At 40.7% G+C, this 25,712-nt stretch carries 33 protein-coding genes; 20 read left to right on the top strand and 13 right to left on the bottom strand.

Going from position 1 to position 25,712, the window contains the following annotated elements:
- Positions 1-12 precede the first annotated feature (12 nt).
- The 20 genes from WC222_11535 (at position 13) to WC222_11440 (ending at position 11,239) form a co-directional block, all read left to right on the top strand.
- Positions 13-366, top strand: a complete 354-nt coding sequence (locus tag WC222_11535; protein MFA6917022.1) for a hypothetical protein — start codon at positions 13-15, stop codon at positions 364-366.
- Positions 367-521: 155 nt separating this feature from the next.
- Complete coding sequence (locus tag WC222_11530) at positions 522-1,199, top strand: hypothetical protein (GenBank protein ID MFA6917021.1); 678 nt, start codon at positions 522-524, stop codon at positions 1,197-1,199.
- Positions 1,199-1,519, top strand: a complete 321-nt coding sequence (locus WC222_11525) for a hypothetical protein (protein ID MFA6917020.1) — start codon at positions 1,199-1,201, stop codon at positions 1,517-1,519. The genes WC222_11530 and WC222_11525 overlap by 1 nt, the downstream gene beginning before the upstream one ends.
- 19 nt (positions 1,520-1,538) lie before the next feature.
- A complete protein-coding gene (locus tag WC222_11520) occupies positions 1,539-1,805 on the top strand; it encodes a hypothetical protein (GenBank protein MFA6917019.1) in 267 nt (88 codons plus the stop codon).
- Positions 1,806-2,125: 320 nt separating this feature from the next.
- Entirely contained in the window at positions 2,126-3,667 is a 1,542-nt protein-coding gene (locus tag WC222_11515) for a toprim domain-containing protein (protein ID MFA6917018.1), read from the top strand.
- Positions 3,600-3,950, top strand: coding sequence for an HU family DNA-binding protein (locus WC222_11510; GenBank protein MFA6917017.1), 351 nt, complete (start codon positions 3,600-3,602; stop codon positions 3,948-3,950). The genes WC222_11515 and WC222_11510 overlap by 68 nt, the downstream gene beginning before the upstream one ends.
- 43 nt (positions 3,951-3,993) lie before the next feature.
- On the top strand, positions 3,994-4,782 hold the full coding sequence (locus WC222_11505) for an AAA family ATPase (protein MFA6917016.1): 789 nt from the start codon (positions 3,994-3,996) through the stop codon (positions 4,780-4,782).
- 11 nt (positions 4,783-4,793) lie between these two features.
- Positions 4,794-5,486 carry a hypothetical protein gene (locus WC222_11500; GenBank protein ID MFA6917015.1) on the top strand — a complete coding sequence of 231 codons (693 nt, stop codon included), beginning with the start codon at positions 4,794-4,796 and terminating at the stop codon, positions 5,484-5,486.
- A gap of 66 nt (positions 5,487-5,552) precedes the next feature.
- Complete coding sequence (locus WC222_11495; GenBank protein MFA6917014.1) at positions 5,553-6,143, top strand: hypothetical protein; 591 nt, start codon at positions 5,553-5,555, stop codon at positions 6,141-6,143.
- 3 nt (positions 6,144-6,146) lie between these two features.
- On the top strand, positions 6,147-6,629 hold the full coding sequence (locus tag WC222_11490; protein MFA6917013.1) for a hypothetical protein: 483 nt from the start codon (positions 6,147-6,149) through the stop codon (positions 6,627-6,629).
- Entirely contained in the window at positions 6,629-7,474 is an 846-nt protein-coding gene (locus tag WC222_11485; GenBank protein ID MFA6917012.1) for a uracil-DNA glycosylase, read from the top strand. The genes WC222_11490 and WC222_11485 overlap by 1 nt, the downstream gene beginning before the upstream one ends.
- 5 nt (positions 7,475-7,479) lie before the next feature.
- On the top strand, positions 7,480-7,803 hold the full coding sequence (locus tag WC222_11480; GenBank protein ID MFA6917011.1) for a hypothetical protein: 324 nt from the start codon (positions 7,480-7,482) through the stop codon (positions 7,801-7,803).
- Between the two features lie 75 nt (positions 7,804-7,878).
- Positions 7,879-8,106, top strand: a complete 228-nt coding sequence (locus WC222_11475; protein MFA6917010.1) for a Cas9 inhibitor AcrIIA9 family protein — start codon at positions 7,879-7,881, stop codon at positions 8,104-8,106.
- A 179-nt stretch (positions 8,107-8,285) separates the two neighbouring features.
- Positions 8,286-9,020, top strand: a complete 735-nt coding sequence (locus WC222_11470; GenBank protein ID MFA6917009.1) for a PcfJ domain-containing protein — start codon at positions 8,286-8,288, stop codon at positions 9,018-9,020.
- 29 nt (positions 9,021-9,049) lie between these two features.
- Positions 9,050-9,415, top strand: coding sequence for a PcfJ domain-containing protein (locus tag WC222_11465; protein ID MFA6917008.1), 366 nt, complete (start codon positions 9,050-9,052; stop codon positions 9,413-9,415).
- A 34-nt stretch (positions 9,416-9,449) separates the two neighbouring features.
- Complete coding sequence (locus tag WC222_11460; GenBank protein MFA6917007.1) at positions 9,450-9,743, top strand: hypothetical protein; 294 nt, start codon at positions 9,450-9,452, stop codon at positions 9,741-9,743.
- Between the two features lie 12 nt (positions 9,744-9,755).
- Positions 9,756-9,932 carry a hypothetical protein gene (locus tag WC222_11455; protein MFA6917006.1) on the top strand — a complete coding sequence of 59 codons (177 nt, stop codon included), beginning with the start codon at positions 9,756-9,758 and terminating at the stop codon, positions 9,930-9,932.
- Between the two features lie 5 nt (positions 9,933-9,937).
- The gene (locus tag WC222_11450; GenBank protein MFA6917005.1) at positions 9,938-10,249 is read left to right on the top strand and encodes a hypothetical protein; all 312 of its coding nucleotides are present in this window, start codon (positions 9,938-9,940) and stop codon (positions 10,247-10,249) included.
- A 70-nt stretch (positions 10,250-10,319) separates the two neighbouring features.
- A complete protein-coding gene (locus WC222_11445) occupies positions 10,320-10,781 on the top strand; it encodes a hypothetical protein (protein MFA6917004.1) in 462 nt (153 codons plus the stop codon).
- A 101-nt stretch (positions 10,782-10,882) separates the two neighbouring features.
- A complete protein-coding gene (locus WC222_11440; protein ID MFA6917003.1) occupies positions 10,883-11,239 on the top strand; it encodes a YopX family protein in 357 nt (118 codons plus the stop codon).
- A gap of 31 nt (positions 11,240-11,270) precedes the next feature.
- Here WC222_11440 and WC222_11435 read toward each other — a convergent pair whose 3' ends face one another.
- From WC222_11435 to WC222_11375, 13 genes are all read right to left on the bottom strand, one after another.
- Positions 11,271-11,690 carry a hypothetical protein gene (locus WC222_11435; protein MFA6917002.1) on the bottom strand — a complete coding sequence of 140 codons (420 nt, stop codon included), beginning with the start codon at positions 11,688-11,690 and terminating at the stop codon, positions 11,271-11,273.
- A 30-nt stretch (positions 11,691-11,720) separates the two neighbouring features.
- Positions 11,721-11,948, bottom strand: coding sequence for a hypothetical protein (locus tag WC222_11430; protein ID MFA6917001.1), 228 nt, complete (start codon positions 11,946-11,948; stop codon positions 11,721-11,723).
- 34 nt (positions 11,949-11,982) lie between these two features.
- Positions 11,983-12,273, bottom strand: a complete 291-nt coding sequence (locus tag WC222_11425; protein MFA6917000.1) for a hypothetical protein — start codon at positions 12,271-12,273, stop codon at positions 11,983-11,985.
- Positions 12,274-12,322: 49 nt separating this feature from the next.
- Entirely contained in the window at positions 12,323-12,586 is a 264-nt protein-coding gene (locus WC222_11420; GenBank protein ID MFA6916999.1) for a hypothetical protein, read from the bottom strand.
- Positions 12,583-13,368 carry a hypothetical protein gene (locus WC222_11415; protein MFA6916998.1) on the bottom strand — a complete coding sequence of 262 codons (786 nt, stop codon included), beginning with the start codon at positions 13,366-13,368 and terminating at the stop codon, positions 12,583-12,585. Before WC222_11415 ends, WC222_11420 begins: the two co-directional genes overlap by 4 nt.
- A complete protein-coding gene (locus WC222_11410) occupies positions 13,365-13,565 on the bottom strand; it encodes a hypothetical protein (GenBank protein MFA6916997.1) in 201 nt (66 codons plus the stop codon). Before WC222_11410 ends, WC222_11415 begins: the two co-directional genes overlap by 4 nt.
- Before the next feature lie 11 nt (positions 13,566-13,576).
- Positions 13,577-14,113: a methyltransferase domain-containing protein gene (locus WC222_11405; protein ID MFA6916996.1), complete on the bottom strand. Its 537-nt coding sequence runs from the start codon at positions 14,111-14,113 to the stop codon at positions 13,577-13,579.
- A 2-nt stretch (positions 14,114-14,115) separates the two neighbouring features.
- Entirely contained in the window at positions 14,116-14,610 is a 495-nt protein-coding gene (locus WC222_11400; protein ID MFA6916995.1) for a methyltransferase domain-containing protein, read from the bottom strand.
- On the bottom strand, positions 14,607-17,276 hold the full coding sequence (locus WC222_11395; protein ID MFA6916994.1) for a class I SAM-dependent methyltransferase: 2,670 nt from the start codon (positions 17,274-17,276) through the stop codon (positions 14,607-14,609). The genes WC222_11400 and WC222_11395 overlap by 4 nt, the downstream gene beginning before the upstream one ends.
- A gap of 73 nt (positions 17,277-17,349) precedes the next feature.
- Positions 17,350-18,426: a hypothetical protein gene (locus WC222_11390; protein ID MFA6916993.1), complete on the bottom strand. Its 1,077-nt coding sequence runs from the start codon at positions 18,424-18,426 to the stop codon at positions 17,350-17,352.
- 2 nt (positions 18,427-18,428) lie between these two features.
- Positions 18,429-23,876 (bottom strand): hypothetical protein, encoded by a 5,448-nt coding sequence (locus tag WC222_11385; protein MFA6916992.1) that lies wholly within the window; start codon positions 23,874-23,876, stop codon positions 18,429-18,431.
- On the bottom strand, positions 23,876-25,081 hold the full coding sequence (locus tag WC222_11380) for a collagen-like protein (protein MFA6916991.1): 1,206 nt from the start codon (positions 25,079-25,081) through the stop codon (positions 23,876-23,878). The genes WC222_11385 and WC222_11380 overlap by 1 nt, the downstream gene beginning before the upstream one ends.
- Positions 25,074-25,706, bottom strand: coding sequence for a hypothetical protein (locus tag WC222_11375; GenBank protein ID MFA6916990.1), 633 nt, complete (start codon positions 25,704-25,706; stop codon positions 25,074-25,076). Before WC222_11375 ends, WC222_11380 begins: the two co-directional genes overlap by 8 nt.
- Between the last annotated feature and the right edge of the window lie 6 nt (positions 25,707-25,712).

Raw genomic sequence — 25,712 nt, 5'->3', positions numbered from 1 at the left:
AAATTTAAAACTATGGGACTTGACACATCAAATAATGCTTATCATGGAAGTTACGGATATTTTAATGATTTTCGTACTTGGCTTGCTTCAAAAATCAATATCAATCTTGACGATTGTATTGGTTTTGGCGGTTCTAAAATAGAACTACAAACAATAGATCATAAAATTATTCCTTTACTTGATCATTCTGATTGTGACGGAGAATTAACGCCAGAAGAATGTAAAACAATCGCTCTTGGAATTCAAGAAATATTGGATAGTTTTGTTCCAGAAGAAAAAGAAAAGGATTTCATTGAAGTGGTAAAACAATTTCAGCAAGGATGTCTTGATGCCGTTGATAATAATGAAATAATTTATTTTGGTTAAAATTTAAAATTATGAAAAAGACTAATATTGTAATGAATCATAATAATTTTTGTAAATCAATGATAAATATTAAATTATCTAAATGTCCAGTTTGTGGATATTATGCATTTAATGGAATTGAATGTTTTGATTGTGGATATAAAAAATATTAAACTATGGTAAAGAATAAAAAATTCCAGAAGTTCATAGACAACGCTCTTTATAAGTCCTGTCCGGTTCATTCCACTTCCTATATTCAACATAAGGTACGTGTCGCCCTTGGCATTACCAATGATGAATATGTGCTGGCCCTGCTTATTCAAAAACTGGAAGAACAGGATAAGGATTATACCTATGACCGGATATATAACCATATCGGTATGGATGAAGAAACAGTCAACCAATGTGCCGGGAACCTGGCCATGAAAAAACTTATCCGTACTGATCAGGACACCAAACGTATTGTCGTAACGGCAGTATGGCTGGATGCACACCGGTCACAAAATGACGAGAATTTCGAGAAGTTTTATGAACAGGCATATGGAAAAACGTGGCCGGGAAGCAAACCTCTGGCCCGGGAAACTTATGATATTACCGTTGCCAAAGTAGGCCATGAATACCTACTGGAACAAAAACTGGCTTATTTCAAATTTCTATCACTGCCTGATAATGCATTTCGTGGCACCATGCAAGCTGTGGAATTCTTAAGCCCGAAGGCCGAGCGTTATGCAGAAGACTGGAAAGGTTACATAGAATCTGTCCCATCCGTGATAAAGGAAAAGATCAAAGAAAAGGAGAATACGATCACTCCGGTAAGATTAACGCAAGAACAAAAAGACAAAATGTATCAATAATGAAAAAAGAAATAACACTGCAAGAAGTCTATAAATTGGCCGTGAAGAAATGGAAATTAGTAGTCGACTTTAATGGGGATGATCGTCAAGCTGACATAGCAATCCCTGAAATCAAACAGTTCAGAAATAATTGTCCTTATTGTGAACTTTTTGTAAAAGTAGAAACTGGCTGCAAAGGATGTCCATTAACGCCTGTTAATCTTAATTATGGTTTAGGATGTCGGACGGACGACCATCCTTATGATTTATGGTTAAATCATCCAATCAAACGAACCGCCCAAGCCGTTCTCGACTTAATCGTCAAAACAAAACCTTTCTAAAAAAAATATTAATATGGCAATGTATATTGAAGACACTAAATTAGGTCCTTCTTTTAAATCGACCTTTGGAATACCTGCAGAAAAATTTTGTGACGTTCTATTAACCATGGCAACACAAAAGTTTCACCTTGATATTTTTGCTTTTGAAGAATGGTTGGCAAATAAAGATAAAGAATTCCTTCCTGAAAAATGTATGTATAAAGGAAAAAAGAATATTTCTACAAATATGTATATTCAAGAAAAGTATGGAGAATCAGCTTTACACATCGTAAAAGCATTAATCTAATGGAGAAATATGCCAATGATTATAAAGACTTTGGTATAAGTCTTCCGCCAGATGCCCGGACAAGTGCCAAAGGGGAGATTGATGCGATATGCCCTCAATGCGACTACCTTCGTAAAAAACATGGAGAGAAGAAACTTCGTGTCAATCCATCCAAAGGCGCCTGGTTCTGCCAGCATTGCGGATGGACCGGCGGGCTTACACCAATAGAATGGGCCAAGGATAAAATCAAGATTAAACCTTCACCCCTTTCCGAACTTCAGGGACGTCAACTGAAGTACTGGACCGGTCGTGGCATATCACAAACCACTCTTTCGGCATGCATGGTCCAGTCAGCCATCCACCCAGTAAAAGATAAGTCTACCGGTGAAGTACGTAAGGTGCTCTGTACGGTATTCCCATACACCCAGAACGGATGGCAGATGATGGTGAAATACCGTGACGGAAAGAAAAACTTCGCCATACAGTCCGGGAGTAAATTGATACCATGGGGACTGGACTGGATAAAACATTCCAAAGAATGCATTATCGTCGAAGGAGAACCTGACCGGCTGAGTTATCATGAAGCAGGACTACACTTTGTGGTTTCCGTTCCCAATGGCGCTACTATTTCTAAAGAGGAAAAAGAGACCTATGAAAAGACCGGTAAGTTAATCCCGGAAAATGCCCTGTCCTTGGCTTATTTTGACAACTGCTACGAAGACTTTGCCAGCAAGACATGTATTTATATCGCTACCGATGCGGACCCAGCAGGGATCAAATTACGCTTTGAGATAGCCAGACGTTTCGGCGGGGACCGATGCAAATACATTGATTTTTCAAAGTACACTTATCAGAATGAAAACAGCGAAACGGTAAAATGCAAGGATGCCAACGATATACTGCGTTATCTTGGAAAAGAAGTGCTGAAAAACACACTGAAAAATGCAGAAGGATTTCCTATTGACGACGTGGTTACCATTGATGATGTATGGGAAGAGATACAATATCAGGCCCAACACGGACTGGAATATGGCAAATCCACCGGCATTTCATCACTGAATCCTCACTTTACCTGGAAGATGGGACATACTATAGTTCTGAACGGATATAACAATATGGGCAAGACTCATTTTGGAATGAACCTTATCTTGTTAAGTTCCATATTGTACGGATGGAAATGGGGCATATATTCTCCGGAGAACTATCCTGTTTCCGAACTGGCCGTTACAGCCATGGAGATATACATGGGCAATACCATAGATCCTAAAATAGCACATCATGCTACATTAAAAGATATAGAAGAAGCCAAGGACTTTATTCGTAACCATATTGAATTTGTCAATAATGAAGACGGGTATACGCCGGAACAACTGCGTAAGATCAAAAAACAAATGATCATACGCCGGGGTATACACGGTTTCTTTACCGACCCGTGGAATTCTCTCCAAATGGAACTCCGGGGCGACACCATGGACAATTATCTTACCAAGGAACTGTCAGCCGAGGTAAGGTTTTCCATTAACAACCAGTTGATACAAATTTACGGCACCCATCCGCAAACGCCTATGAATGTCGAACGCAAGGAACCAAGGCCACCTACCGAATATGAAATCACGGGAGGAGGCATATGGAGCAAAAAAATGTACGAGATCCTATCGATACATTATGATAAAAAACTACTATCTTCGGGCACGTCACCTATGACACAGATTTACGTGTTGAAAACCAAGAACCATCGTCTTGTAGGTGTACCGACCCGGGAACACCCCGTTATGTTACAATTTAAAGGCAGATGCCACAGATATTTACTTGAAAATGGAACAGACCCCTTTGAGATCGCAAAAAAACGAGTCGTCCCCGAAACAACATGGGAAATTTTCTAATCACATGGATGTGGTCAGGAGAGTTGCCCAGGAGATGAATATGCCGGTAGAAGACGTAAAGAAAGTTTTTTATGAATTCTTTTTATACGTTAAAAATTCTTTATCAAAAAGAAACTCTATAAAGATCAGGTATTTCGGAACATTTTATTTTCACAAAAAAATATTAAAAGAAAGGGAAAAAAGAAGAAAGGAAATAGAAGAATACAATGCAAGGACCAAACAGATGTTATGCAATCGCCGTCGACGTGCCCGGCAACGCAAACTTGGATTACCCAGAACTTAAATCTTGATTATAATTTTCTTAAATCTAAAATTCAAATAAAACAATGGCAGAATTCATCTTAGTAAATGGACAGAGTGGCAGTGGAAAAAGCACGGCAGCCAACACGTTAAATCCGGAAAAAACGGTTATTATATGTCCGGAAAACAAAATCTTGCCCTTTGCGGGAGCAAAGGTTAAGTACAAAACTATTATTGATAAAGATGGCAATATCGACATGAAAAAGTCGAACTTCCTTCCTATCAATAAAGTCATGCAGCCCAATCCTGGCAAAAGAGCAACTGACCCGGGAGTATTCGAAACACTGGAGTACATCGACGAGCAACGCCCGGAAATAAAGGTCGTACTGATCGACACGTTTACCTATGCGATGGTGGAAAGCGTTATGCGTGACATCAACGTGGACAATTACAAAAAGTTCAACGTGTTCGCACAGGAATTCTATGACCTGGTCAAAATGATCCCTAAACTTCGCAATGACCTATTTGTTATCATGACGGCACATGTTGACGAAGAAACGGATTTTTCAGGAGTGCGCCGTACCGGTTTCAAAGTACCTGCAGGGAAACTGACCAAACAAATGCTGGTCCCGGAAGGATTATTTACCGTTGTACTATTCAGCGAATCAACAGTGTTGGATGGAAAGCCCATATTTTACTTTTCAACAGTTAATTCCGGTTTCAACACTTGTAAATCACCGGCTGGAATGTTTCCGGGCAATTTTATTCCCAATAATTACCGGTTTGTTATGGATTGTTACTATGCATATTATTATGATAAGGAACAACCTAAACTGCCGGAAAACTGGCCGTTAAAACAAAATAATAACATTTAAAACTTAATTAAATGAGCACAAATGAAGACATGCCGGCAATCCCGGCAACTGATAACACAGAACAGTATATTTCCCAAGCAGGGATCTATCTTTTGCAACCCATAAGGATCGCCCCATGGAAAGACACCAATGGTGTTTTGAAAAAAGACAAGAACGGCAATCCGGGATTGTTGATAACTTTTAAGGACGAGAAAACCGGCGGAATGCTGAGCACAGGATTTTACTATTCGGAATTGCCGATGGGAGACCCGCGCCGGCAAGACGACGCCTACCGTTGCAAAAGTGAATTCCAACTGGCCAATCTGAAGACTGCCATGGGATTTAAACCCGGAGTAGTAGTACAGTCTGCAGAGTTTCTCACCAAGAAAGTATGGGTACCTGTCAAAGAAGTACAGTATTATACTCCGGAAGGAGAATATGTAAAGTCTCTTTGCCAGATCATCAATAAGTTTCACCCATATCTGCCGGATGCGACGACCAAAGGCAAACCAAGCATTTTGGGAGACCCTGCAACCAATGCTGATGGAAAGCCATCGCATGACTTTGTAGAGATCCGCACTGATCTGACACAAGCGGCAGCGCCGGCGCCGAAGAAGAAGTTCAAACCGACACCCGTAGAAGAACAGGATGATACTGGAAGTACGGGGGAAGAGCCACAAGCGGATATGCCGAGTGCCAAACGGGAAGAACCGCCCGATTATTGAGATATGTTCTGTAAAATGATTAAGTCCGGTAGCGATACCGGACTTTTTATTCCAAAACTTAAACATATGAAAACAGGTTACACAACACAACCATGTCCAGCTTGTGGATTAAAAAAAGAAAGAAAAGCCAATGTTATCTGTCCAGATTGTTTAGAACTTATTGAAAGAGGCAAACAATTTATGGAATTATATAATTTCATTAAAACCAAAAACTCAAATCTTATTGAATCACAAGTTCCGGACAATTGGGAAAGGCCCTATTATAGAGTACATAAAATTAATATCGCCTCAGATATATTTGAATTAATAGGAGAAAAGATAACGAAAATTGCAAAAAGTGTATCAATTCCAAAGCCCGATGATTGGGGAAAATGGAGTTATATGAGTTATCTTGGTAATAGCTTTGATAAAACATGGCAATCAAAGGGAACTTCGGAAATATCCATTTTTGATAAACATACTGGATTACAGAATAAATTTGAGTTCACACATGATAGAATTTTTGACAAAGAAACTCATGATCTTTTAAAGGAATTAGATGGATTAATCTATTCTGCTTTTCGGGAAGTAGAAAGACGAGCTATTGATTATGGGAAAAATGCCCTTTATTTATTAAATAACGGAGAAATAACTGCTGCCCAATTTAATGAGATATAACTAATGATAAAGAAAAACGGCATAATATTCAAAGGGATAGTCAAGAACATCAAGCCCGTCTTTGACCATCCCTTACTTTGGGAAGACCAACTTAAGACATTGGAAGGGTCACGGTTTGATCTTATCATTGAAAAAGAAACAAAGCCAAAGACAGTGTCGCAACTTGGGTATCTCTTTGGGGGTGTTATAGAAACGACCTGTCTGGGCTCTACCTGTTTTGAAGGATGGACAAAGGAAGAAGTTCTTGGTTATCTTTTAACCAAACTCACATCTTATCCCAAAGAAGTTCATTATCCTGACGGACACATAGAAATCATCATAACTCATGACGACATTTCTATGTACGACAAAGATCAGATGAAAGTATTCATTGACAAAGCCATAATCTTCCTTTCCAGCACACATGGATTGGTAGTGTTGACTCCCGATGAATATAGATATGAAAAGTATTTTGGTAAAATTCACAAAAAAGAAAAGGAGTGGTGATGACTTGGAATGATGTATTAAATGAAATTTTGTCCACGGATGAAATGATAACCATGAAGGCGAAACTGGACGAAGAACGGAAAAACTTTACCATACTGCCGGAGAAAAAAGACATGTTCAACGCTTTTATGCTTTGTCCATATGAAAAGACCCGTGTAGTTATCCTTGGACAGGATCCTTTTCCTGATCCGGTTCATGCAAACGGTCTCGCCTTTTCATCCAATTCCAAACAGACCCCGGCAAGCCTTTCGAATATCTTTAAAGAGATTCAGACAGAACTGTATCCTGATCAGGAGATGGAAGACTGTTTCAAAACTAACGATCTGTCAAGTTGGGCCAGTCAAGGAATACTGCTGTTAAATACATGCCTTACGGTTCGCTCTGGTGAGCCAGGATCGCACAAAGACCTTGGATGGGACTATTTTACCGACCGTATCATGCAAGAGCTTAACAAGCACGATAATGATATTGTGTTCATGTTATGGGGTGCCTACGCCAAGAAATATGCCAACCGGATAGACAACCCACGACACCTTATATTACAGTCTGCACATCCCAGTCCCCTGTCGGCACATACCGGATTTAACGGTAATATGCATTTTCGTCAGGCCGCAGTATTTCTGCGTAAATCTTTCTATCAAGATTTGATTGTTACGATGAATCTTTGCGTGGACCGGGAACGAATAAAAGCAAGGACGGAGAAGTTTTTTGAAAATCATGGCATTGAAATCACCAAAGGTAATATCATGCATATATATAATACGGTATTCGATGATATAGGACTATTCTTTGATGAACTGATCCCGCCGTTAAAAGAAAAACACTGGATAAATTGGAAAACTTAAACAATATGAAAAAATCACAATTCGAAATAGAACTTGCAAAACTTTATGAATTAGCACAAAAATTTGCAAAATTTGGCGCAGATAATTCTTTTAAACTAAAGAATACCGCTAAAATTGGGACAAAACCTAATCATTGGGATAATGATGTTATAACTTTCCGGGAAGAAGGCCGTACCATTAACTTATATTTTGGTGAAGATTATAAAAGTTGGTCTGTTAACTTTGGAAACCTGAAAATAACCTCGTGGTATAACAGTGTTGAAATACCTGTTAATACTACTGTTAAAGAAATACGTGAGATCTATAATGATGCCAATGCTCTGCTATAATTTATCAATACACCGGAACATCAAAATTTGATACGGGAAAACAATAAAAATTTCATAACAAAAGAAATTGAAAAATTGGAAGCAAAACTTGGCGAGTTGCGAAAACCATTGCAAATGCAGGTTGTGGTAAATCATAAGGTAGAACTCACGGAAGAAGAAATAAGAGAAGCCAAAACCAAAGCCATTAACGATCTGATCGAATCAGAAAAAGCCAGGATGCTAAAAAAGAATATACCGAAAACAGCAGTAACGCCAAAGGTAATGGTAGAAAAAACCGAGAATAACGAATTAAGCCTTTTTTAACTATGAGACCACGTACTAAACTACAATTTCAAATTGAAGATCTGTTAAAAAAGGTGCCGAAATTCACCGAGAAACACAAACAATGGGCTTATAACAGACCATTCAAAAAATTAGCAATTTTGTCACGTCATCGTTTATTTTGCCTGGAATGTGGTCACAATTGGATGCCGGATTGTATCATGTATGACCAACTGGTGAAATGTCAATGTCCAAAATGTAATGCCAAATTAGAAATTACTTATCTGGATAAACTTGAAAGCCGGGAAAGAATATACATGGCCTTCCTGAATATCATTAAAGATTTTCAAGTTATCCGCATGGTAGTCGTAACGAAATATTTTCAAAAAAATCACCCGACCTGTTATTCTCTTGTCGAAGTGATGCAGCACTGGATACGGCAAGACGGAAAAGTAACCACACTGGCTAAAAATGTTCAGTCAATGTGTTATGAATACGACCGGTGGTGTTATACTGGCGACCTGGCTTTCCGTAATACTTATGGTTACAAAGCCAATTTACGTTATGAACTTAACCCTTTATATATTTATAATCATGGCAAAATATTACCGATCATAAAACGCAATGGGTTTAAAGGCAATTTCCACGAAATGCCGCCTCATATACTTTTTTCACAACTTTTAAAAGATTCCGTAACGGAAACCTTGTTTAAAGCTGATCAATATAATTTGGTTTATTATCGATATAAATATCCGGAAGATGTCGACCGTTATTGGCCTCAGATCAAAATTTGCATACGTAATGGCTTTACCGTTGATAACTATAAGGATTGGATGGATTATCTCAAATTGTTGGTTGAATTTGGCAAGGACATTCATAATCCAAAATATATCTGCCCGGTTAATTTTGACATGGCTCATAATAACTTGGTAAAAGAAAAAACCGAATTATTCTGAACACAAAAATCAAGGAACTTAAAGGTAAAATGAAAGATATGAATAAAAAATATGTCCAGGAAAAGAAGAAATTCCTGGATCTATCGTTCAATGATGGCGTTATTCATGTCGAACCACTCCGATCTGTAAAAGAATTCCTGGAAGAAGGAACTGAACTGGGCCATTGCATCTTTACCAATAAATACTTTGATTTAAAACATTCATTACTGTTATCTGCTAAAATTGACAAAACTCGTATTGAAACAGTTGAACTGTCTTTGTCAAAAATGGAAGTCGTACAGGCTCGCGGGCTTGGAAATAAACCCACCAAATATCACGAACAGATAGTAAAACTGGTTAATGATAACATTCCAGCTATTACTAAAAAAGTAAAACTAAAAATGACGGGACCATAAAGTCCCGTTTATTTTTTTCTTAAACTTAAATCTTATGGAAAAATTTAAACTGACACTGGAAATACTCGACGATCCCAAAAATCAACATCAGGTTATCGCCAAAGGCGAAACTTCTAATGATGAAAAAGGACTTTATATGACAGAAAAGGGCGGGATATTAAAATGGGTGCTTAAAGTTGGAACGGTTGGCGACTGGGCGATTTATTGCCATTGGAATCATATGCCTTATGATTATGTTGTATCCAATGGTGACAAAGTTTACAATCGCGAAAATATTGAAAACATCATTGATTTTGATGATGAAGTTTGGAAAAGATACAGATACTAAAACTTAAATTCTATGTTTAAAATACTTATCTACGACGAAAACAGTGATGCATGGAATGTCCAGGCAACGGCTTACAAAAGAGCTGAAATCGACATGGTAGCCAATGCAATGCCCGACAGTATTGTGTGGATGCTGGTCATTGTCCTTAAAATGCATGGTGCAAAAAGTAAAGAAACTATCAAAACTTAAACCTTATGGAAACACAAACAAGAGAAGTAACAAATTATCAATTTCCCAAATATTGGAATTATGGGCAGTATTCCAGTAATAATTATGGTGCCCATTCTTTAGCATTTGAAGATTCAGAAGGTAACACGTTTTGGTTTTCCTATGAAACACTTATTGCTTTCCGTAAAGCAGGTCATTCTCGTGTTATTCATTCCAATGATTGGGCAATGACAACAGGAAAACATCTTAATTGGATAGATGAAGACCACTCTAAAAGAGTAAATGACGAAGAATTCAATAGATTATTTAAAGAACAATTCAATAAGAACTTAAAATAAATGCTGCGTATGATTATTTAATGTGTAACTTTGGGTATTAAATTTATTAATCTCTAAAAAAATTAAAGACATGACAACAATTGACCCAAAGTACTACTTACCAAAGTACAGGCTTGCTTACAAATTTGCGGTAAAGACTTCAGACGGAGTTATCCATCAAGGCAATGATACACTGGCATTAATGAATGACCTTCTATGGCCGGACTGCCAATGGAAAGAAAACATTCCTATCGTATTGCCTATCCCTGTCCCATTAAGTGATCGTGACCTGACATATCCAGCAAGGAAAGCAGAGTGGGATGCTATGAAAAATGCCAAGAGGATAATTTACCTGGAAGCTATTAAAACGGTCTATCCGCAAGTTCAGTTCGTATTGATGGCCTACAATACAAGGACTTTATGGTATGAAGTCAAAAACGAACCTGACAATCCTCAGTACAAAGGATTCATCGACCGCACAATACTGGTAGAGAACCAGGACTGGGTGATGAATTCCATGGTAGGCATGTTTTTATCTGCCAGGTATCAATAAAGACATATCAGTGTGTCTTCCCATGAGTACCTGATTAATTTTGCGTTCATAAGAGTCCTGTTTAAGCGGCGGGACTCTTTTTTATTTCAAAACTTAAAACTATGGAAAAGAGAGAAATTAAATTCCGGGCGTGGGATAAGAAAATAAGCGATATGCTATACTGGGATTCGAAAAGTCAGAAATTTAGCAATATATTTTGGAATATGGTAAAAGATGAAAATATGCCATTAATGCAATACACCGGCCTGAAGGATAAAAACGGAACGGAGATTTATGAAGGAGATATTGTTCAAAATACTGCTGCAAAATGGGAAGTTATTTTTAATAAAGGATGTTTTTGTGGCAGACATTTGAGATTTTATACGCTCGAAGATGAAACCCATCTGGCATTGAGGGCAATATTAAATATTGAAATTATCGGCAATATTTACGAAAACCCTGAATTACTGAAATCATAACAAAAAACCCGGCATTGACCGGGTTTATTTTTTAATTTACCAGATTCGACACTGGCCTTTTGACTTCCTTGTGTTGCTTAATCACTCCTAATGTGTCCTGCCAATGTATCAGAAAGTAAAGCGTCTCCGGACCTTCCTGGTATAGTATAGGTTCAAATCGTTCTGACATGATTACTTTGTCGCCAATTTCAATAAGTATATCTGCCGGTAATCGCATCTGTTCATGTACTTCCGGAGCATATCCTACAACATAAAAATCATAGTTTTTGTAAGGATTGTCTTCTTGCTGGCGCTGCTTGTCAGGTTTGCGTTCATTAGTCCATATTTCCTGGTTTACCGGAATGATAATATTGCCATGTTTATATTCCTTTTTATTTACTGCTTGCAATACAATCCTTCCATTACATGGCAGTAATGCAGGGACTACCAAATTAATTTCTTTGTTGTCCATAAAAGAGATATTTAAAGGTTAATAGTAAGATTACTCAACCGGCGTGAAATCAACGTAATATTCTTTTCCTTGCTCAAAAGCATTACTGGCTGGTGTGTCATAACTGATTACCATGTCAATACTACCGGATGGGGTGTACTTTGAGAATGATTTATTCTCCTCACTTCCAGAAGTTACAGCACCAAAGGTTACTGTCTTACTTTCCGATGAGGGATTGTCCTTAATCCCGTAACAAACAAATTTTGCTCTTACATTCATAATATTAAATGGATTTTACAAAGCCCGTCCAAGGCTATAGTCGTTCAAATGTTTTCCCAGAATCGGTCATAATAAAATAATCAAACCTTTCCAATGGCGTTTCTTCCATAATAAAAAATTCATGGCCAGATTCAGGGATTAAAATAAGTCTGATTTTAACCCGATCTTCGCCAGGAAACATTTCATCTAAACGTCTGTTAAATTCAGTTGTTGAATCCTTGCGTAAAATGGTGTAGGAATTTCCAAGAGAGAAATTTTCAGTTACCTGCTCGAAAGGTTTACTCTCATCCGTCCGAGTTTCTTCAATAATTCTTAATGTATACATGACTTTATATATTTATAGTTATCCCAACTTCACCTGTGAGATTTAAGGGTTAATAATAAGATTCCGGAGATCGCTCCAGTTGCCACAACTTTTCCTGTGCCGAGAACATTTCAGCATCAGTTAATTCATCCGTTGTCACATCAAAGTCTTTGATGGCTTTCATTAGTCCATGACTGGCCATGATATTCGCTGCCAATGCTGGAGCGCTTATGTCACCGGTGCGAGCAAGTTCCACCAGCCGTACTGTACGGCTACCAATAGATGACTGTTGGTTAATGCATAAATAGTCGAGTTGCTGCTGTGTAATACTCATAGTTTTAATTTTTTTATAGCCTCTTCAATATAAGACCGGTTATCAAGTTTTGCAATGTCAAAGTTAGGTTTTATTTTGTTGTCAAGTAAATATTTTGTCCATAAAATCATTTTATACGGATCATCCATAAATTGCACTATTGTCCCATAATCGATTTTAAAGCCTTCAGTCGAACTTACCTCTGAAATGACATGACAGCCCATTGACAACCCTTCGTGTATCCTGAACAGTTCTATAGGGGCAGGGATGGCATAATGCAGGTTCAGAACTATCTTTGACTGCAAAAGTTGTTCAAGCAATTCTTTCCCGAATAATTGCGTAATAACATTAACTTTTATTCCATTGTTTTCAAACAGTTCAAGGATTCTTACCCTTCTTTCGTTCAGGTTACCATAAAATGTTACATCATAAATTCTATCTTTGTCATGTTTTGGAACAAAAATCCATCCTGGTGGAACCAGTTCACATTTAATATCAGGATAATACTTATTGAATTCTGCAATAGTTTCCGGAGTGTGACACCATATTGCCTCGGCATTTTCGAATATCTTTTTATTATCATTTCCAGTCAAAAACCGTTCGGCATGTTCGGTATGATAGACGATATATTTATCAGGAAACCTGCCATTCAATACTTGCGGACAATAGAGAATATATAAATAATCATCGCCTTTATCAACCTTGTCAGCCATAATTATACCATGACCCATTTGCATAATGGTTTGACGCAAAGACCATGCGTGATTCTGCAGATGTTCCGGTGACCAAACTTTAATGATCATAATTGAAAGGGTTTTTCCAATGTCAATTCCATCTCATCCATCCAGAAACGGGTCCCTATTGCCGTACTTACCAGGTATTCTATTTCTTTCAACACATAACAAAACCTGACCTCAATGATTATCCCCTGAATTTCCGGATTGATGACATGGTAAACTTTATCTTCAATATTAAATCTTGATTCAAATGTCGCTTTCATGCTTTTAAACTTTAAGGTTTACGTGCGATCAATACACTGTCTTTCCATACATTCCTCTCGCCCAGATTCGGTACTTCATCCCAGCAGTTGTAACTGGACAACACTTCCAGTTCCGCCCATTTTGCAAGGGCCCTCAGCCCGTCAGGAAAATAACGGTAACAATCCACCGGATAACGATGTTCAAATCCGGATGACGGGACGATAATGCATAACAACCCGCCGGGTTTCATCACTCTTGCCATTTCTTTTATGGTAAGCCAGGGATATTCTATATGCTCCAGAGTCTGTCCAGATATTACGATATCATAAGTACGGTCCTGTATTTCTCTCCAGTTATAAATATCTCTTACGATAATATTTACATTTGCACCGGCAGTAACGTCCATGCCGGTATAATACCATCCGTTTTGCCGGATAAAAAATTCTTTGTAAGTACCATTAACATCCTGACTGCCCACATCAAGGATAAAAGTTGCTTTTCCGGAGTATTCTTTTTTGACAAAATCCTCGACAAATAAGGACATATTGAACATTGAAAGTTTATGCATGATTATAGTTTTTGAGCCATTGCGACAAAAGAATGATTAAGATCCCTTTCGGAAACAAATATTTTCGTCCAGTATTGGCTTTCATGTAAGTATTTAAGAATCTCTTCCGGCCATAATACATGTAAATGTTTTGTATCATTTATAGGCCACCAATACTCTTGATCAGGATGAGGCAAATATAAAAACAAAGTTCCTTCCGGCCTTAAATATCTTGCCCAGTAATTCAATACTTTATAGTATGGTTCTTTAATGTGTTCCAAACAATGTGAAGAAAATATATAATCCCACTGAAATTCCGGTAGATTCATGGCATGATGTTTTCCGCCAAAATCAATACCAATAGCATCAGGGAATTTCCATTCTAATTTGCCATAACCAATATCCAATCCCTGACCTTTACAAACTTCCAATGCAAACGGAATGACAAATCGTGCTGCATTGCCACTGGCCTGAAACTTGGGATATAACTTTCCATTGAATTCTATCGTTTCAATCATATCTCATCAAGATTTATATAGTTATTGTATGGTCTCATATGACATTGGCAAAGCGGATTGTTCAACCAACTGGTTTCGGTTAGTACGGTAGTATCCATCTTACTACGCAAGATTGCCGTTGCAGATGTTAGACATATAACAGAAGTTGAACGGGCCATTAAATAAAAATATTCATTAATATTCTTTACATTAATCTCCGGTACATTATCAAACCAAATCCGTTTTAAACCGGCATTAGAATGTTTTACATCACTGTCGGTATTGTCCAGTGTAATTTGATAAGACGGTAGTCCGAATTTAGCGAAGTATCTCTTAACTTTTTCCTCACTTACAATATTAGTTTTGCCATATCCATCGAAAATTATCCCATCGAAATTTTTCCAAACTTCACCGGAATATTCCTTGGCTATTGCAACGGGATAGTAATATTCTCCTTCTTTATAGAATCCATGGCTCAACGCAATCAATTTCATGTACTCCATATCATGTGTCGGCACTTCCCCACAGACAATACTTTTGGCCCAGGCATCTTCACTCTTCAATCCATACCGTTCAATCTCACCATCCACATCAGGATTGTTCAGATACACAACTTCTTTGGTCCCTGGTGTCTTGAACTTCATCAGGGAACTCAAATAAACCTTTTTGTACCCTGCTTTTTTCGCCAGTCCTGCCAGATGAGAATGCAATAAGTTATCCCCCAGTCCGTCAAACCTTAAATCCGCAGGGCATACGATAAATCTTTCCCGCCATCCTTGCTTTACCAATTGCTGTTCACAGTACATAATATTCAACAAATGCCTGTTGTACACATCTGCCGGCATCTTATCCTTCAGTTCATCGGCAACCTTCTCTGCCAGTTCAAAACTTTCAACAAACCTACCCGCATAATAAAGAGATATACAGAAATAAAAGGCACAGTTGTAACGATACAAATAATCTTCCACGAACAAAACATCACCATTGGGATACGGTATCCGCATAGCTATATCATAAAATATGCATGCTTTGGCGTGATCGTTGTTCTGGGCCAGCATATAAGCCAGAGCATATACCGGTTCCATCCGGGTTGAACGCCGACTGTAAGCCTTTAAATAGGCATTCTCGGCCTTCTCAAAGTCTTTCATCCTTTCATAAGTCTTTCCGGTTTTATAAATGGCATACCAAGACTCTTCCGGGAAAAAAGGAATATCCGATCTTTCTTTAAAGAACTTTAACGCCTCTTCGTTTTTTCCCAGATCATAAGCGCTTTCACCAAGATAAAAAAGTGTGCGAGAATCATGCGGGTTCTTTTCATAGTCTTTCAACAGAAGATCATAGTTACGCTGAATATGACCATTATCCTGTTTGGAATAAAGCCGGAGATTAAGTCCGGTGGCCTGACCTTTTGTTTTGGCTCCGGGACCGGAAGGAAATTCATGTGCTGCACCAATCCAGGTCCATTCTACATTATTACTAAAAAACCTGTCACGATAATACGTGGTCACACCATCACTGGTAGCAACCATGATCACATCGTCTTTCAGATCTTCTTTTTTGAATTCCGGGGTGATCTCCAACGTTTCATCCGTGTCCATGACAAACATATATTCTGCATGGTTACGGGCATGTTGCATCATTATGGTACGGTTAACGCCAAAGTTAACCCACAGATCAATAAAAATTTCACAATCTATTGATAGTTCTTCACAGACTTGCCGGATAAGGATAATGGTATTATCTACACTGCCGGTATCACAAGCCACGACACAGTCGGTAATAGAAGCACAACTACGGATCATTCGCTGGATGGTATCTTTATTGTTCCGGCAGATAAATGTCAGACAAACCTTATAATTCTCCTTTTTCATTACAGTTGGTGTTCCGGAAAGTATTTGCTCTGCTGTCCCTTGCTCCCATTCTTTTGCATTCGAAATGATTTGTCTTTCCATCCATGACGACCGGTCTACTCGTTTGCCGAACTTGTATTCGTGATAAATGGTTTCGCCCAGATCTTCGAAATATTTCATCGTTTCCTCCGGATCATTGAATTCCCATCTTGGCAAAGCTCCAACTGCATTCATCTGCAATACACCCAATCCACAGGAATGAATAAAATTAAAGGTCGATAATTTCAACGGGTGATTTTCCAATTCTTGCCATAATTTCCATACTCCAAAGTCATCCCTGGTTATCATAGTATCATGAAAAAGGATAAACCCATTATCCTTAACTTTTTTAAACCATGTTCCAAAATTATGCCTGGTCTCCTCATAAGTATGGCATCCATCGATATGCAGAATATCAATACTATTATCCTCGAATTTATCCACCGCCTGGTCAAAAGTTTCCTGAAGGACCTCTGCACAATCAATTCCTTTGTTAAAAATATGTTCCATTAAATCAACATAAACCTTTTGATCATAAAACCCTGCATGTTTATCGCCCCTAAAAGTATCCACCCCGTAACACTTGCAATCCAATTGTAATGCCATCACAGCATCGCAAAAAGCAAGGAAACTGTTACCGGTATGCACTCCGAGTTCTACGATGAGTTCAGGGCGTGTCTTTTCTACAAGATAATAAGCGAAAGGAATATGGCCTACCCATGCGGTAGGTTCTGTAATACGACTGGGAAGTAATGTCTCGGCCAGACCCTGAACTGAAAAGTCAAATAGTTTTTCCATAAGAGAGAGAGTTTAAATTTTTCTTCAAATTTATGGAAAATATTTGAATTAAAAAGAAAAAAAGAAAAGAAAATTAATTAACCACAGGATTTATAAGAACAAAATTTGTTCCATCATAAACAATCATACATAACATACCTGCAAGAATATCACCATCAACAAGTGCAGTTGAAACTTGTTTCACAATAGTTTTGGCTCCAAGTCCATTAACATTTATAGTTGCAGCACCTGTATTAACTGTATTAGCTTTAAAACAGATATACATTCCGGCAACATAAGCGGTAATGGCAGGGGTGAGAGTGATGACATAAGTATCACTCGCTTCTGTATCGACAGCATAGTTTAACGAACCATTTACAACTATATCACCACCAGATGGCGTTATAAGAAGATCACCAGTTGAATTAAGTATAAAATCAGTATAATTTGCCGCACTTCCATCAGAATCATTATATATCAGTCTTAAGCAGTTCCCTGTTGCTTCGTTTATATCTAATCGTCTTAAAGGTACTCTTGTTCCAATCCCGACGTTGCCGCTCGTATTTATTCTCATTCGTTCTACACTCCCTGCCCCAGTTAAACGAGTAAAGAATGACATGTATCCACCATAATTGGTCGAGGTTGCATCTGCTTTTAGTCCCTTAATCGATGCCCAGTTTGCATAGCCAGTGCCATTATAATTACCACCAAACGCTAAGACACCACCAATATCGGCCGCTACAGCGTCATTGCTTGTAATACTCAAGGTTGAACCCTGACCCGTTGGAGTAGGACCTTCAAAGTTACCTGCGGTGCCGACTACATCTACGTTTGCAAGTGCCGTACCACTAACTAAGACGTCTAATTTAGAAAGTGGCCCCGTCGTCCCAATTCCAACCCTTTTATTAGTATCATCCCAAACCAGTTCACTCGTTTCCGTATTAGTCCATTTCGTTCCGTTCCAAAATGCCATCTGCCCCGTTGCTCCACCGTTGTCCAAATTGGAATTTCCGGTCATACCAGTCGCCCCGGTAGCCCCCGTCATCCCGGTCATGCCAGTTATACCTGTAGCGCCTGTTAATCCAGTCATCCCATATCCACTCATACCCGTCGCTCCCGTCATCCCGGTCATCCCTTGAAAACCCTGTAATAATTCTGTCAAGTATGTCATAACTATTCAATATATACAACTCCACTTATTAAACAACTCGTCGGATTAGTTAAGAAATTTGGCGTGACAAATTTTATTTCAAAATAATCACCTGCCGTTACTGCAATACTTAATCCGGTAAAATTTAGAAGTTGTGAATCTGCACCAAAATTAACATTTCCTAACAATGTTTCCCCTTCGGAATGACTAAAATAAATAGGGATATTTGCTGAACTATGTCCTACGGAAACAAGACAGAAAGAAATAGCCGTTACTGTCCCAGTACAAGGTATATAAATCCAGGAAAACCATTGTACAATCTGTGGCTCTTGTCCAAACTGACTCCCAAAATAATAAGTAGTGTTATCTAATGGATCAAACTTCACTCCTGCACAGACCTGTAAAGAATATCCTCCTAAACCTGTCAGACCGGTACTACCTGTTCCTCCTGTCTGTCCTGTCCTACCATCTGTCCCTGTCATTCCTGTCGCACCCATTCCGCCAATATTTCCTGTCATCCCTGTCATGCCAGTACTACCGATTGCACCACTTACACTGAAAAGAATGTTATATTGATCTCCGTCACTGGAAGGATAACCTAATGCACGATAAGCAATAGATTCTACACCAAAAGTAAAGTAAGTAGTATTGTCAGTTACAGTCTTAATCTTATACACTCCATAATAATTGACTTCACCATATGGGACAAGTTGTATAAAATCATTTACCTTTATTACCTTATTAAAAAATTCCGCCCAATCAACCCAATGCGAGTCCAGTGTGTCAATACTTATTTCAGTAATATCCCCATACATAGGACCACCGGTAATGGACATATATTCACCACTCCCTATCAAGGACGGATAATAATACCAACTGCCTGAAATAGCTCCTGCAATTCCACCAGCCCCTCCGGGACCTTGCGGTCCTTCATCACCAGTCCATCCTGTTGCTCCTGTTGCTCCTGTCATACCGGTTATCCCCGCCACCCCATCCGCACCAATGGTAAATACAAATAGATTTACATTTTTGAACAAAATATAATCATTCGGATAATCCCCTAATAATGCAACCTTGTAATAAACTTCAAGAACATCATTGGTATTTAACTGAATAATAGTTCCTGTCGATATAGAGTAATTTGTTACACCGGAATTATAGAATTCACTCGTCAAATATTCATTTGCTACACCATTTATATATATTGCAATCCAAAATAAATCAATCCCAGTATAAATATCAATTTCTCCCTGAATAAAGACATGATAAATGCCAGAATTTAGAATAGTAATCGTATCAGTTGTATGATCCGGGGTTACCCCATCAGAAATACCATTGGTATTAAATTGGTCTATTTTATGCCAACTTCCTGCATCCGGTATATATTGAGGTGTTAAATTGGCAATAGCACTCATCACACCGTAATAAGCCACTCCGGTACCTCCCTGTCCGGTCATACCTGTCATCCCGGTATTGCCATAACCGGTCATACCCGTCGCACCGGTCATTCCAGTCATTCCAGTCATGCCTGTCTTACCCGTCTTGCCGGTATTGCCTTGCGGTCCATTATCACCCTGATCTCCTTTCAGTCCGGTTTCACCTGTCGCTCCCGTCGCACCAGTCATGCCTGTATTGCCTTGACTGCCTTGTACACCTACTCCACCTGTCATCCCTGTCGCTCCTGTTATGCCTGTCATACCGGTTGCCCCGGTCAGTCCTGTCATACCGTACCCGGACATGCCCGTCATTCCTGTTATGCCTTGTTCTCCTTGCGGTCCCGTATTTCCAGTCATACCGGTTATACCTGTCCCTCCTGTTATACTTGCCCCTGACTGTCCTGTGGCACCTGTAAGTCCTGTCATACCTGTATTGCCAAACCCGGTTTCACCTTGTATGCCTGGAGTTCCCTGTATGCCGGTCTGTCCTGTCGCACCTGTCAATCCTGTCATTCCCGTCACACCAGTTTTTCCTGTCATACCTGTTTTGCCGGTCATACCTGTAGCCCCGTAACCACTCATTCCCGTTGCACCGGTACCACCCGTTCCGCCATAACCAGTCATACCTGTCGCTCCGGCACCCGTCATACCGGTATTTCCCTGGCTACCTGTCATGCCCGTATTGCCTTGCTCTCCCTGTATACCCTGAATACCTTGTATCCCTTGCGGACCTGTTGGACCTACTATACCTTGCAATCCCTGCACTCCTGTCTCTCCTGTAGCCCCAGTCAACCCAGTCTGACCTGTCTCACCTGTCAATCCTGTCTGTCCATATCCGCTCTGTCCCGTCGCACCCGTTAATCCTGTTGCGCCAGTAAGTCCAGTCATTCCATACCCCGATTGTCCCGTTGCTCCAGTCATTCCCGTTGCACCAGTGAACCCTGTCATTCCATAACCTGATTGTCCTGTTGCACCTGTAATACCTGTCATGCCGGTTTCTCCCGCACCAGTCTCTCCGGTCATTCCAGTCTGTCCGGTCTTACCAGTATTTCCCTGACTACCCTGAACACCTTGTTCTCCCTGGATACCTTGTGGTCCTGTAGGACCTACTTCCCCTTGTATGCCCTGACTGCCCTGTTCTCCTGTCTGTCCCGTCTGACCTGTCGTACCGGTATTACCTGTAATACCTGTATTTCCATATCCTGTCTGTCCCGTTGATCCAGCAATACCTGTTTCGCCGGTTGTGCCAACACCTGTCTGTCCTGTCGCACCTGTTTCTCCAGTTGTCCCTGTTTCGCCAGTGACCCCTGCTGCACCTGTTTCGCCTGCACCGGTCATACCTGTATTGCCTTGTATACCTGTCTCACCCGTATTCCCCTGTTCACCTTGTATACCTTGAATCCCCTGTATGCCTTGTGGCCCTGTCGGACCTACAATGCCTTGTATACCTATTTGGCCTGTGGCACCTGTAGCACCCGTCATACCGGTTATACCTGTCTGGCCAAATCCAGACTGTCCTGTTGCACCTGTTCCGCCAATGGCGCCGGTACTGCCAACACCGGTCATCCCTGTTGCTCCAGTCATACCCGTTCCACCAACGGCACCTGTCTCACCGGCACCCGTTTCTCCAACAGCGCCGGTAAGTCCTGTCATCCCTGTCGCACCGGTATATCCTGCTCCTGTCTCACCGGTAGCGCCTGTGTTGCCTTGCGGTCCTTGTGCTACTCCGGTAAATCCCTGGGAAAGATATGTCTCTATCTTCCACCCTGTAGTCGAACCGGTATAGACCAGGTTAAAAGCTACATCATCTACATCACAACTCAGGTCTTCAGCAATACCATGGATCAGTTCCCCATTTCTTAAAACGGACAAGTTTGCCGTGGCAAAATTTGATTTGGCATCGGATATACCGACCGTAGTTCCTATTGTCGGACTTAAAGGCAGGGTAAGTTCCCATGTACCTCCCAATGTGTTGGCCAACACTCCTTCATAACCGGCAATAGTATAATTGGCGCTTTTTTCAATCCAGGTAAGTCCACCGGCTCCCGGTGTACCCGTCTGACCTGTAGCGCCTGTTTCTCCTGCACCGGTGACACCTGTCTGTCCTGCAGGTCCTGTTGGGCCGGTAGAACCTGTTCCTGTCATTCCGGTAACGCCGATATTACCAAAACCTGTTTCACCTGTCTGTCCTGTAGAACCTGTTATAGACATTCCTGACTGTCCTGTGGCACCTGTTTGTCCAATCCCAGTCTGTCCTGTGTTACCTTGCTCGCCTTGTATTCCAGTCTGACCGGTATTTCCTTGTTCTCCCTGAATTCCTTGTATACCTTGAACTCCTTGCGGACCGGTAGGACCTACTATCCCTTGAATACCGGTTTGTCCTGTCATGCCCGTCTTTCCCGTCTGACCTGTATTACCTTGACTACCGGTTTCTCCAGTTATTCCAGTTAATCCTTGCAGTCCGGTTTTTATCTGGGTAAAAATATATCTCTCATCAAGTAATAAACTTCCATTACCAGTAATAACTGTTATATTAATTTTAAAATAAGTTTCATAATCTTCTATAGTATTAAAAGTATAAATTCCGAATATGGAAGGAGTACTTTCATGTTCTATCTTTATAATATCACCTGCCAACCATGACAATATCCATACATTTACATCTACTCCATCATAATCTACATAATTTATATAGAAGTAATCTAACATTAAAAATGTTTCTTGTCCTGGTTTAAACACACCTTCTACAGAAGGATCAGTACCAAATATCCATCTTCTTCCAGAATGAACACCGGTTATACCTGTCTGTCCTGTCTCACCAGTATTACCTTGCTCTCCTTGCACACCCGTCATCCCAGTCTTTCCAGTCATACCCGTTTTACCAGTCTGTCCTGTATTTCCCTGAATACCTTGTATACCCTGCACCCCCTGTATTCCCTGTGGTCCGGTAGGGCCTACTATCCCTTGATCTCCCTGTACTCCCGTCTGACCGGTCATGCCAGTCTGACCTTGTTCTCCTTGCAGTCCCGTAGCACCAGTCAGTCCAGTCATACCATAACCGCTCTGTCCTGTCATTCCAGTCGCACCCGTCGTACCGGTAATACTCTGCCCACTCATTCCTGTCATACCCGTCGTTCCAATCCCTCCTATTCCACCTGTCGCACCCGTCTCACCAGTAACCCCTGCCTCCCCTTGCACACCTTGTACACCTGTCTGTCCCGTATTGCCTTGTTCGCCCTGTACACCTTGAATGCCCTGCACTCCCTGTGGTCCTGTCTGGCCTATCGGTCCTTGTATGCCTGTCAATCCCGTCTGTCCCGTCTGTCCCGTCTGTCCCGTCGTACCAGTAAGTCCTGTACTTCCTGTTTTACCAGTTTTACCAATAGGACCACCAATAGTGAAAGAAACGACCATCGGATCATTTAAATTGATAGTACCAGATCCGCCAAAATATATCACATTCATTATGAGAATATGAACCGGATAATTATAACTAATACTATAAGCAAAATATACTCCTGATATACCATTATTGGCAACACTTGTAATTTGAAGATAAATATCTCTACTGTCTATACCTTCTATATAAGCAAAAAAACTGGAAACATCAACACTATTATTGTCAATATCATATAAAGCAATTGTACTAATATCAGTAATTAAAGTCGAGTCAAGGTACATCTCACCATTAGTATCCGGAGTAAGGTCAGTATTGTACCAATATTGAAATGAAACGGCACCGGGAACACCGGTTGCGCCCATAGGAATGTCAATAATATAATTGCCCAGCAAAGTCCAGGTCACCCCGTCCCAGGATATAATATCCCCGTTGATGAAACTCAGTCCTGTATTGGTATGCAGTGGGACATTGTCGGTCACTGCCGCCAGGACAAAATAAGTGTATCGTACCTGCACGTCGACCAGTAAAGGAAAATCGGCGGCGACGTTTATATTTCCTTTCTGAATAAGGGAATTTATAAACTCTGTATTGAGATTGAGTTTTTTAAAATATGGAAGACCGTCCAGTGTTGCCATTAGTATTCTTCACCTTCAAGATAATAAAGTGTGACGTCGACATAACCACCTACTCCGGCACTGCAATCTGTGGCTGACCATAAGATAAGTGTCGTATTGGAAGCGACACTGGTAAAAGATCCCGTCGGGAACAAAATGTCCACCCTTGTCGCCCCAGTCTCTATAAGCCCATTGGGAACAGTAAGGATATTGGAACCGCCGAGCCACGATATATAGGCATCGTTGGCGGCATTCTCAAAAGGCGTGCCTCCCTGTGTCACTTTAACGATGGCCAGTAATGGTGTTATGTACTTACCTACCGAAGCGGCGATAAGGGTTATCCCTGCAGCAAGGTTAGAAGTCATTTGTGAAGCGGTAATACGTACTTTGGTCATAGCACCTATCCCTGCCGTTCCGGTATTGCCTGTACTTCCTGTCCGGCCTGTCTGTCCTGTAGCACCTGCGTCTCCTGTCGTACCGGCTCCTGTCACTCCGGTGACACCTTGTATGCCTGTCTGCCCGGTCATTCCTGTAATTCCGGTAACGCCGATTTCCCCTTGCGGTCCTGCAGCTCCTGCTGCTCCTGCCACACCTGTCTGTCCTGTCATACCTGTCAGTCCTGTAATACCTGTTATGCCGGTAATGCCTGTTGGCCCTGTAAGTCCTGTACTGGCTGTCGCACCCGTCTGGCCGGTAGAACCATCATAGATCTTGGCGATATATACCCTTTGTGATACCAGTGTGGCATTAACCGTATGGGTCACTACAAACGCTCCCGTATCGGCGGCGAGGTTGGTAACGTTAAGTTTACGTCCCATACCCGTTCCGGTCGTCTCGGCTCCTTGCGTTACCGTACAGTCTGTCGTGGCTACCGTTACAGTATCTCCACTGATATCCTGTTCCACCCCTCCGGTAAATACTTTAAGTACGGCAAAGATACCCGTATAAGTCTTTACCACTCCTGCAACGGTAACGGGAATCAATATGGTACTGCGGTCTATAGTGGCATAAGTAATGTCCAGAGCGGTAGCTCCGGTAACCCCTGTAATACCGATACTGCCTTGTGTACCTGTTGGTCCTGTCGCACCTGTCACACCCGTCTTGCCCGTTGCACCCGTCGGACCTGTTCCGGCGGTCTGTCCCGTCGCACCGGTGGCGCCGGTCTTACCGGTTGGACCAGCCAGTCCCTGATTGATCCTGTAATTGTTACTGCCGTACTTATCCATAATTTTCAAAGTTTTTAAAAAGTTCGGTTAATGTCGTATTGTTTGCCAGCACATCGGTAAGATAATCAATGATATCCTGTGCTTTCTCTATATTGCCATATTCACAATTATAAATAATTGCGTCAAACAAAGTATTCAGAAGTGAAGTATTGTATGCTTCCAGGTAATTCTTAATCGGCACTTCAATGGTAATGACCAGATGTCGGATATCGTCATTCATGGCCCATAACAATGCTTCATAGATCTCGTCGGACTCGGCAACGTCTTCTACCAATCCTGTATCCGGGTTTGTCCAACTTCCATTCATCGTTATCGTGATGGCATAGATACCATCTTCAAAGACATCATATGCCGTACCGAACATCGTCGCTGCAGACAACAGTAGTCCATGGGTAGGATCAAGATAACTGGTAATGTCCGCCCCGGTATAATTTAATGTTACAGTGAGGTCTCCTTTGGCGACGGTAATGATCAGTTCATCGATATCCGTTCGTTGCGGGTTGGGACCCAGTGCATCCAGGCACCACCCGCCCGGGTTGGTCGTGACGTTATAATCCAGTGTGCTGTCATAAATATGGATGGTTGCACCACTGTTAAGTTGATTTACGGTTGTCTTGATATTCATGATTTC

Source organism: Parachlamydiales bacterium, assembly GCA_041671045.1.
GTDB lineage: Bacteria > Chlamydiota > Chlamydiia > Chlamydiales > JABDDJ01 > JABDDJ01.
The sequence above is the reverse complement of the archived record's forward strand: the minus strand, read 5'-3'. Positions and strand labels throughout refer to the sequence as shown.

Excerpts from the sequence above, each read along its gene's own strand:
- WC222_11455 (MFA6917006.1), top strand. The coding sequence starts at position 9,756 with ATGTTTAAAATACTTATCTACGACGAAAACAGTGATGCATGGAATGTC.
- WC222_11485 (MFA6917012.1), top strand. The coding sequence starts at position 6,629 with ATGACTTGGAATGATGTATTAAATGAAATTTTGTCCACGGATGAAATG.
- WC222_11445 (MFA6917004.1), top strand. The coding sequence starts at position 10,320 with ATGACAACAATTGACCCAAAGTACTACTTACCAAAGTACAGGCTTGCT.
- WC222_11405 (MFA6916996.1), bottom strand. The coding sequence starts at position 14,113 with ATGCATAAACTTTCAATGTTCAATATGTCCTTATTTGTCGAGGATTTT.
- WC222_11395 (MFA6916994.1), bottom strand. The coding sequence starts at position 17,276 with ATGGAAAAACTATTTGACTTTTCAGTTCAGGGTCTGGCCGAGACATTA.
- WC222_11495 (MFA6917014.1), top strand. The coding sequence starts at position 5,553 with ATGAAAACAGGTTACACAACACAACCATGTCCAGCTTGTGGATTAAAA.
- WC222_11535 (MFA6917022.1), top strand. The coding sequence starts at position 13 with ATGGGACTTGACACATCAAATAATGCTTATCATGGAAGTTACGGATAT.
- WC222_11510 (MFA6917017.1), top strand. The coding sequence starts at position 3,600 with ATGGAACAGACCCCTTTGAGATCGCAAAAAAACGAGTCGTCCCCGAAA.
- WC222_11465 (MFA6917008.1), top strand. The coding sequence starts at position 9,050 with ATGAAAGATATGAATAAAAAATATGTCCAGGAAAAGAAGAAATTCCTG.
- WC222_11470 (MFA6917009.1), top strand. The coding sequence starts at position 8,286 with ATGTATGACCAACTGGTGAAATGTCAATGTCCAAAATGTAATGCCAAA.
- WC222_11460 (MFA6917007.1), top strand. The coding sequence starts at position 9,450 with ATGGAAAAATTTAAACTGACACTGGAAATACTCGACGATCCCAAAAAT.
- WC222_11525 (MFA6917020.1), top strand. The coding sequence starts at position 1,199 with ATGAAAAAAGAAATAACACTGCAAGAAGTCTATAAATTGGCCGTGAAG.
- WC222_11490 (MFA6917013.1), top strand. The coding sequence starts at position 6,147 with ATGATAAAGAAAAACGGCATAATATTCAAAGGGATAGTCAAGAACATC.
- WC222_11520 (MFA6917019.1), top strand. The coding sequence starts at position 1,539 with ATGTATATTGAAGACACTAAATTAGGTCCTTCTTTTAAATCGACCTTT.
- WC222_11505 (MFA6917016.1), top strand. The coding sequence starts at position 3,994 with ATGGCAGAATTCATCTTAGTAAATGGACAGAGTGGCAGTGGAAAAAGC.
- WC222_11480 (MFA6917011.1), top strand. The coding sequence starts at position 7,480 with ATGAAAAAATCACAATTCGAAATAGAACTTGCAAAACTTTATGAATTA.
- WC222_11400 (MFA6916995.1), bottom strand. The coding sequence starts at position 14,610 with ATGATTGAAACGATAGAATTCAATGGAAAGTTATATCCCAAGTTTCAG.
- WC222_11435 (MFA6917002.1), bottom strand. The coding sequence starts at position 11,690 with ATGGACAACAAAGAAATTAATTTGGTAGTCCCTGCATTACTGCCATGT.
- WC222_11415 (MFA6916998.1), bottom strand. The coding sequence starts at position 13,368 with ATGATCATTAAAGTTTGGTCACCGGAACATCTGCAGAATCACGCATGG.
- WC222_11440 (MFA6917003.1), top strand. The coding sequence starts at position 10,883 with ATGGAAAAGAGAGAAATTAAATTCCGGGCGTGGGATAAGAAAATAAGC.
- WC222_11385 (MFA6916992.1), bottom strand. The coding sequence starts at position 23,876 with ATGGCAACACTGGACGGTCTTCCATATTTTAAAAAACTCAATCTCAAT.
- WC222_11515 (MFA6917018.1), top strand. The coding sequence starts at position 2,126 with ATGGTCCAGTCAGCCATCCACCCAGTAAAAGATAAGTCTACCGGTGAA.
- WC222_11375 (MFA6916990.1), bottom strand. The coding sequence starts at position 25,706 with ATGAATATCAAGACAACCGTAAATCAACTTAACAGTGGTGCAACCATC.
- WC222_11420 (MFA6916999.1), bottom strand. The coding sequence starts at position 12,586 with ATGAGTATTACACAGCAGCAACTCGACTATTTATGCATTAACCAACAG.
- WC222_11410 (MFA6916997.1), bottom strand. The coding sequence starts at position 13,565 with ATGAAAGCGACATTTGAATCAAGATTTAATATTGAAGATAAAGTTTAC.
- WC222_11450 (MFA6917005.1), top strand. The coding sequence starts at position 9,938 with ATGGAAACACAAACAAGAGAAGTAACAAATTATCAATTTCCCAAATAT.
- WC222_11380 (MFA6916991.1), bottom strand. The coding sequence starts at position 25,081 with ATGGATAAGTACGGCAGTAACAATTACAGGATCAATCAGGGACTGGCT.
- WC222_11530 (MFA6917021.1), top strand. The coding sequence starts at position 522 with ATGGTAAAGAATAAAAAATTCCAGAAGTTCATAGACAACGCTCTTTAT.
- WC222_11500 (MFA6917015.1), top strand. The coding sequence starts at position 4,794 with ATGAGCACAAATGAAGACATGCCGGCAATCCCGGCAACTGATAACACA.
- WC222_11390 (MFA6916993.1), bottom strand. The coding sequence starts at position 18,426 with ATGACATACTTGACAGAATTATTACAGGGTTTTCAAGGGATGACCGGG.
- WC222_11430 (MFA6917001.1), bottom strand. The coding sequence starts at position 11,948 with ATGAATGTAAGAGCAAAATTTGTTTGTTACGGGATTAAGGACAATCCC.
- WC222_11425 (MFA6917000.1), bottom strand. The coding sequence starts at position 12,273 with ATGTATACATTAAGAATTATTGAAGAAACTCGGACGGATGAGAGTAAA.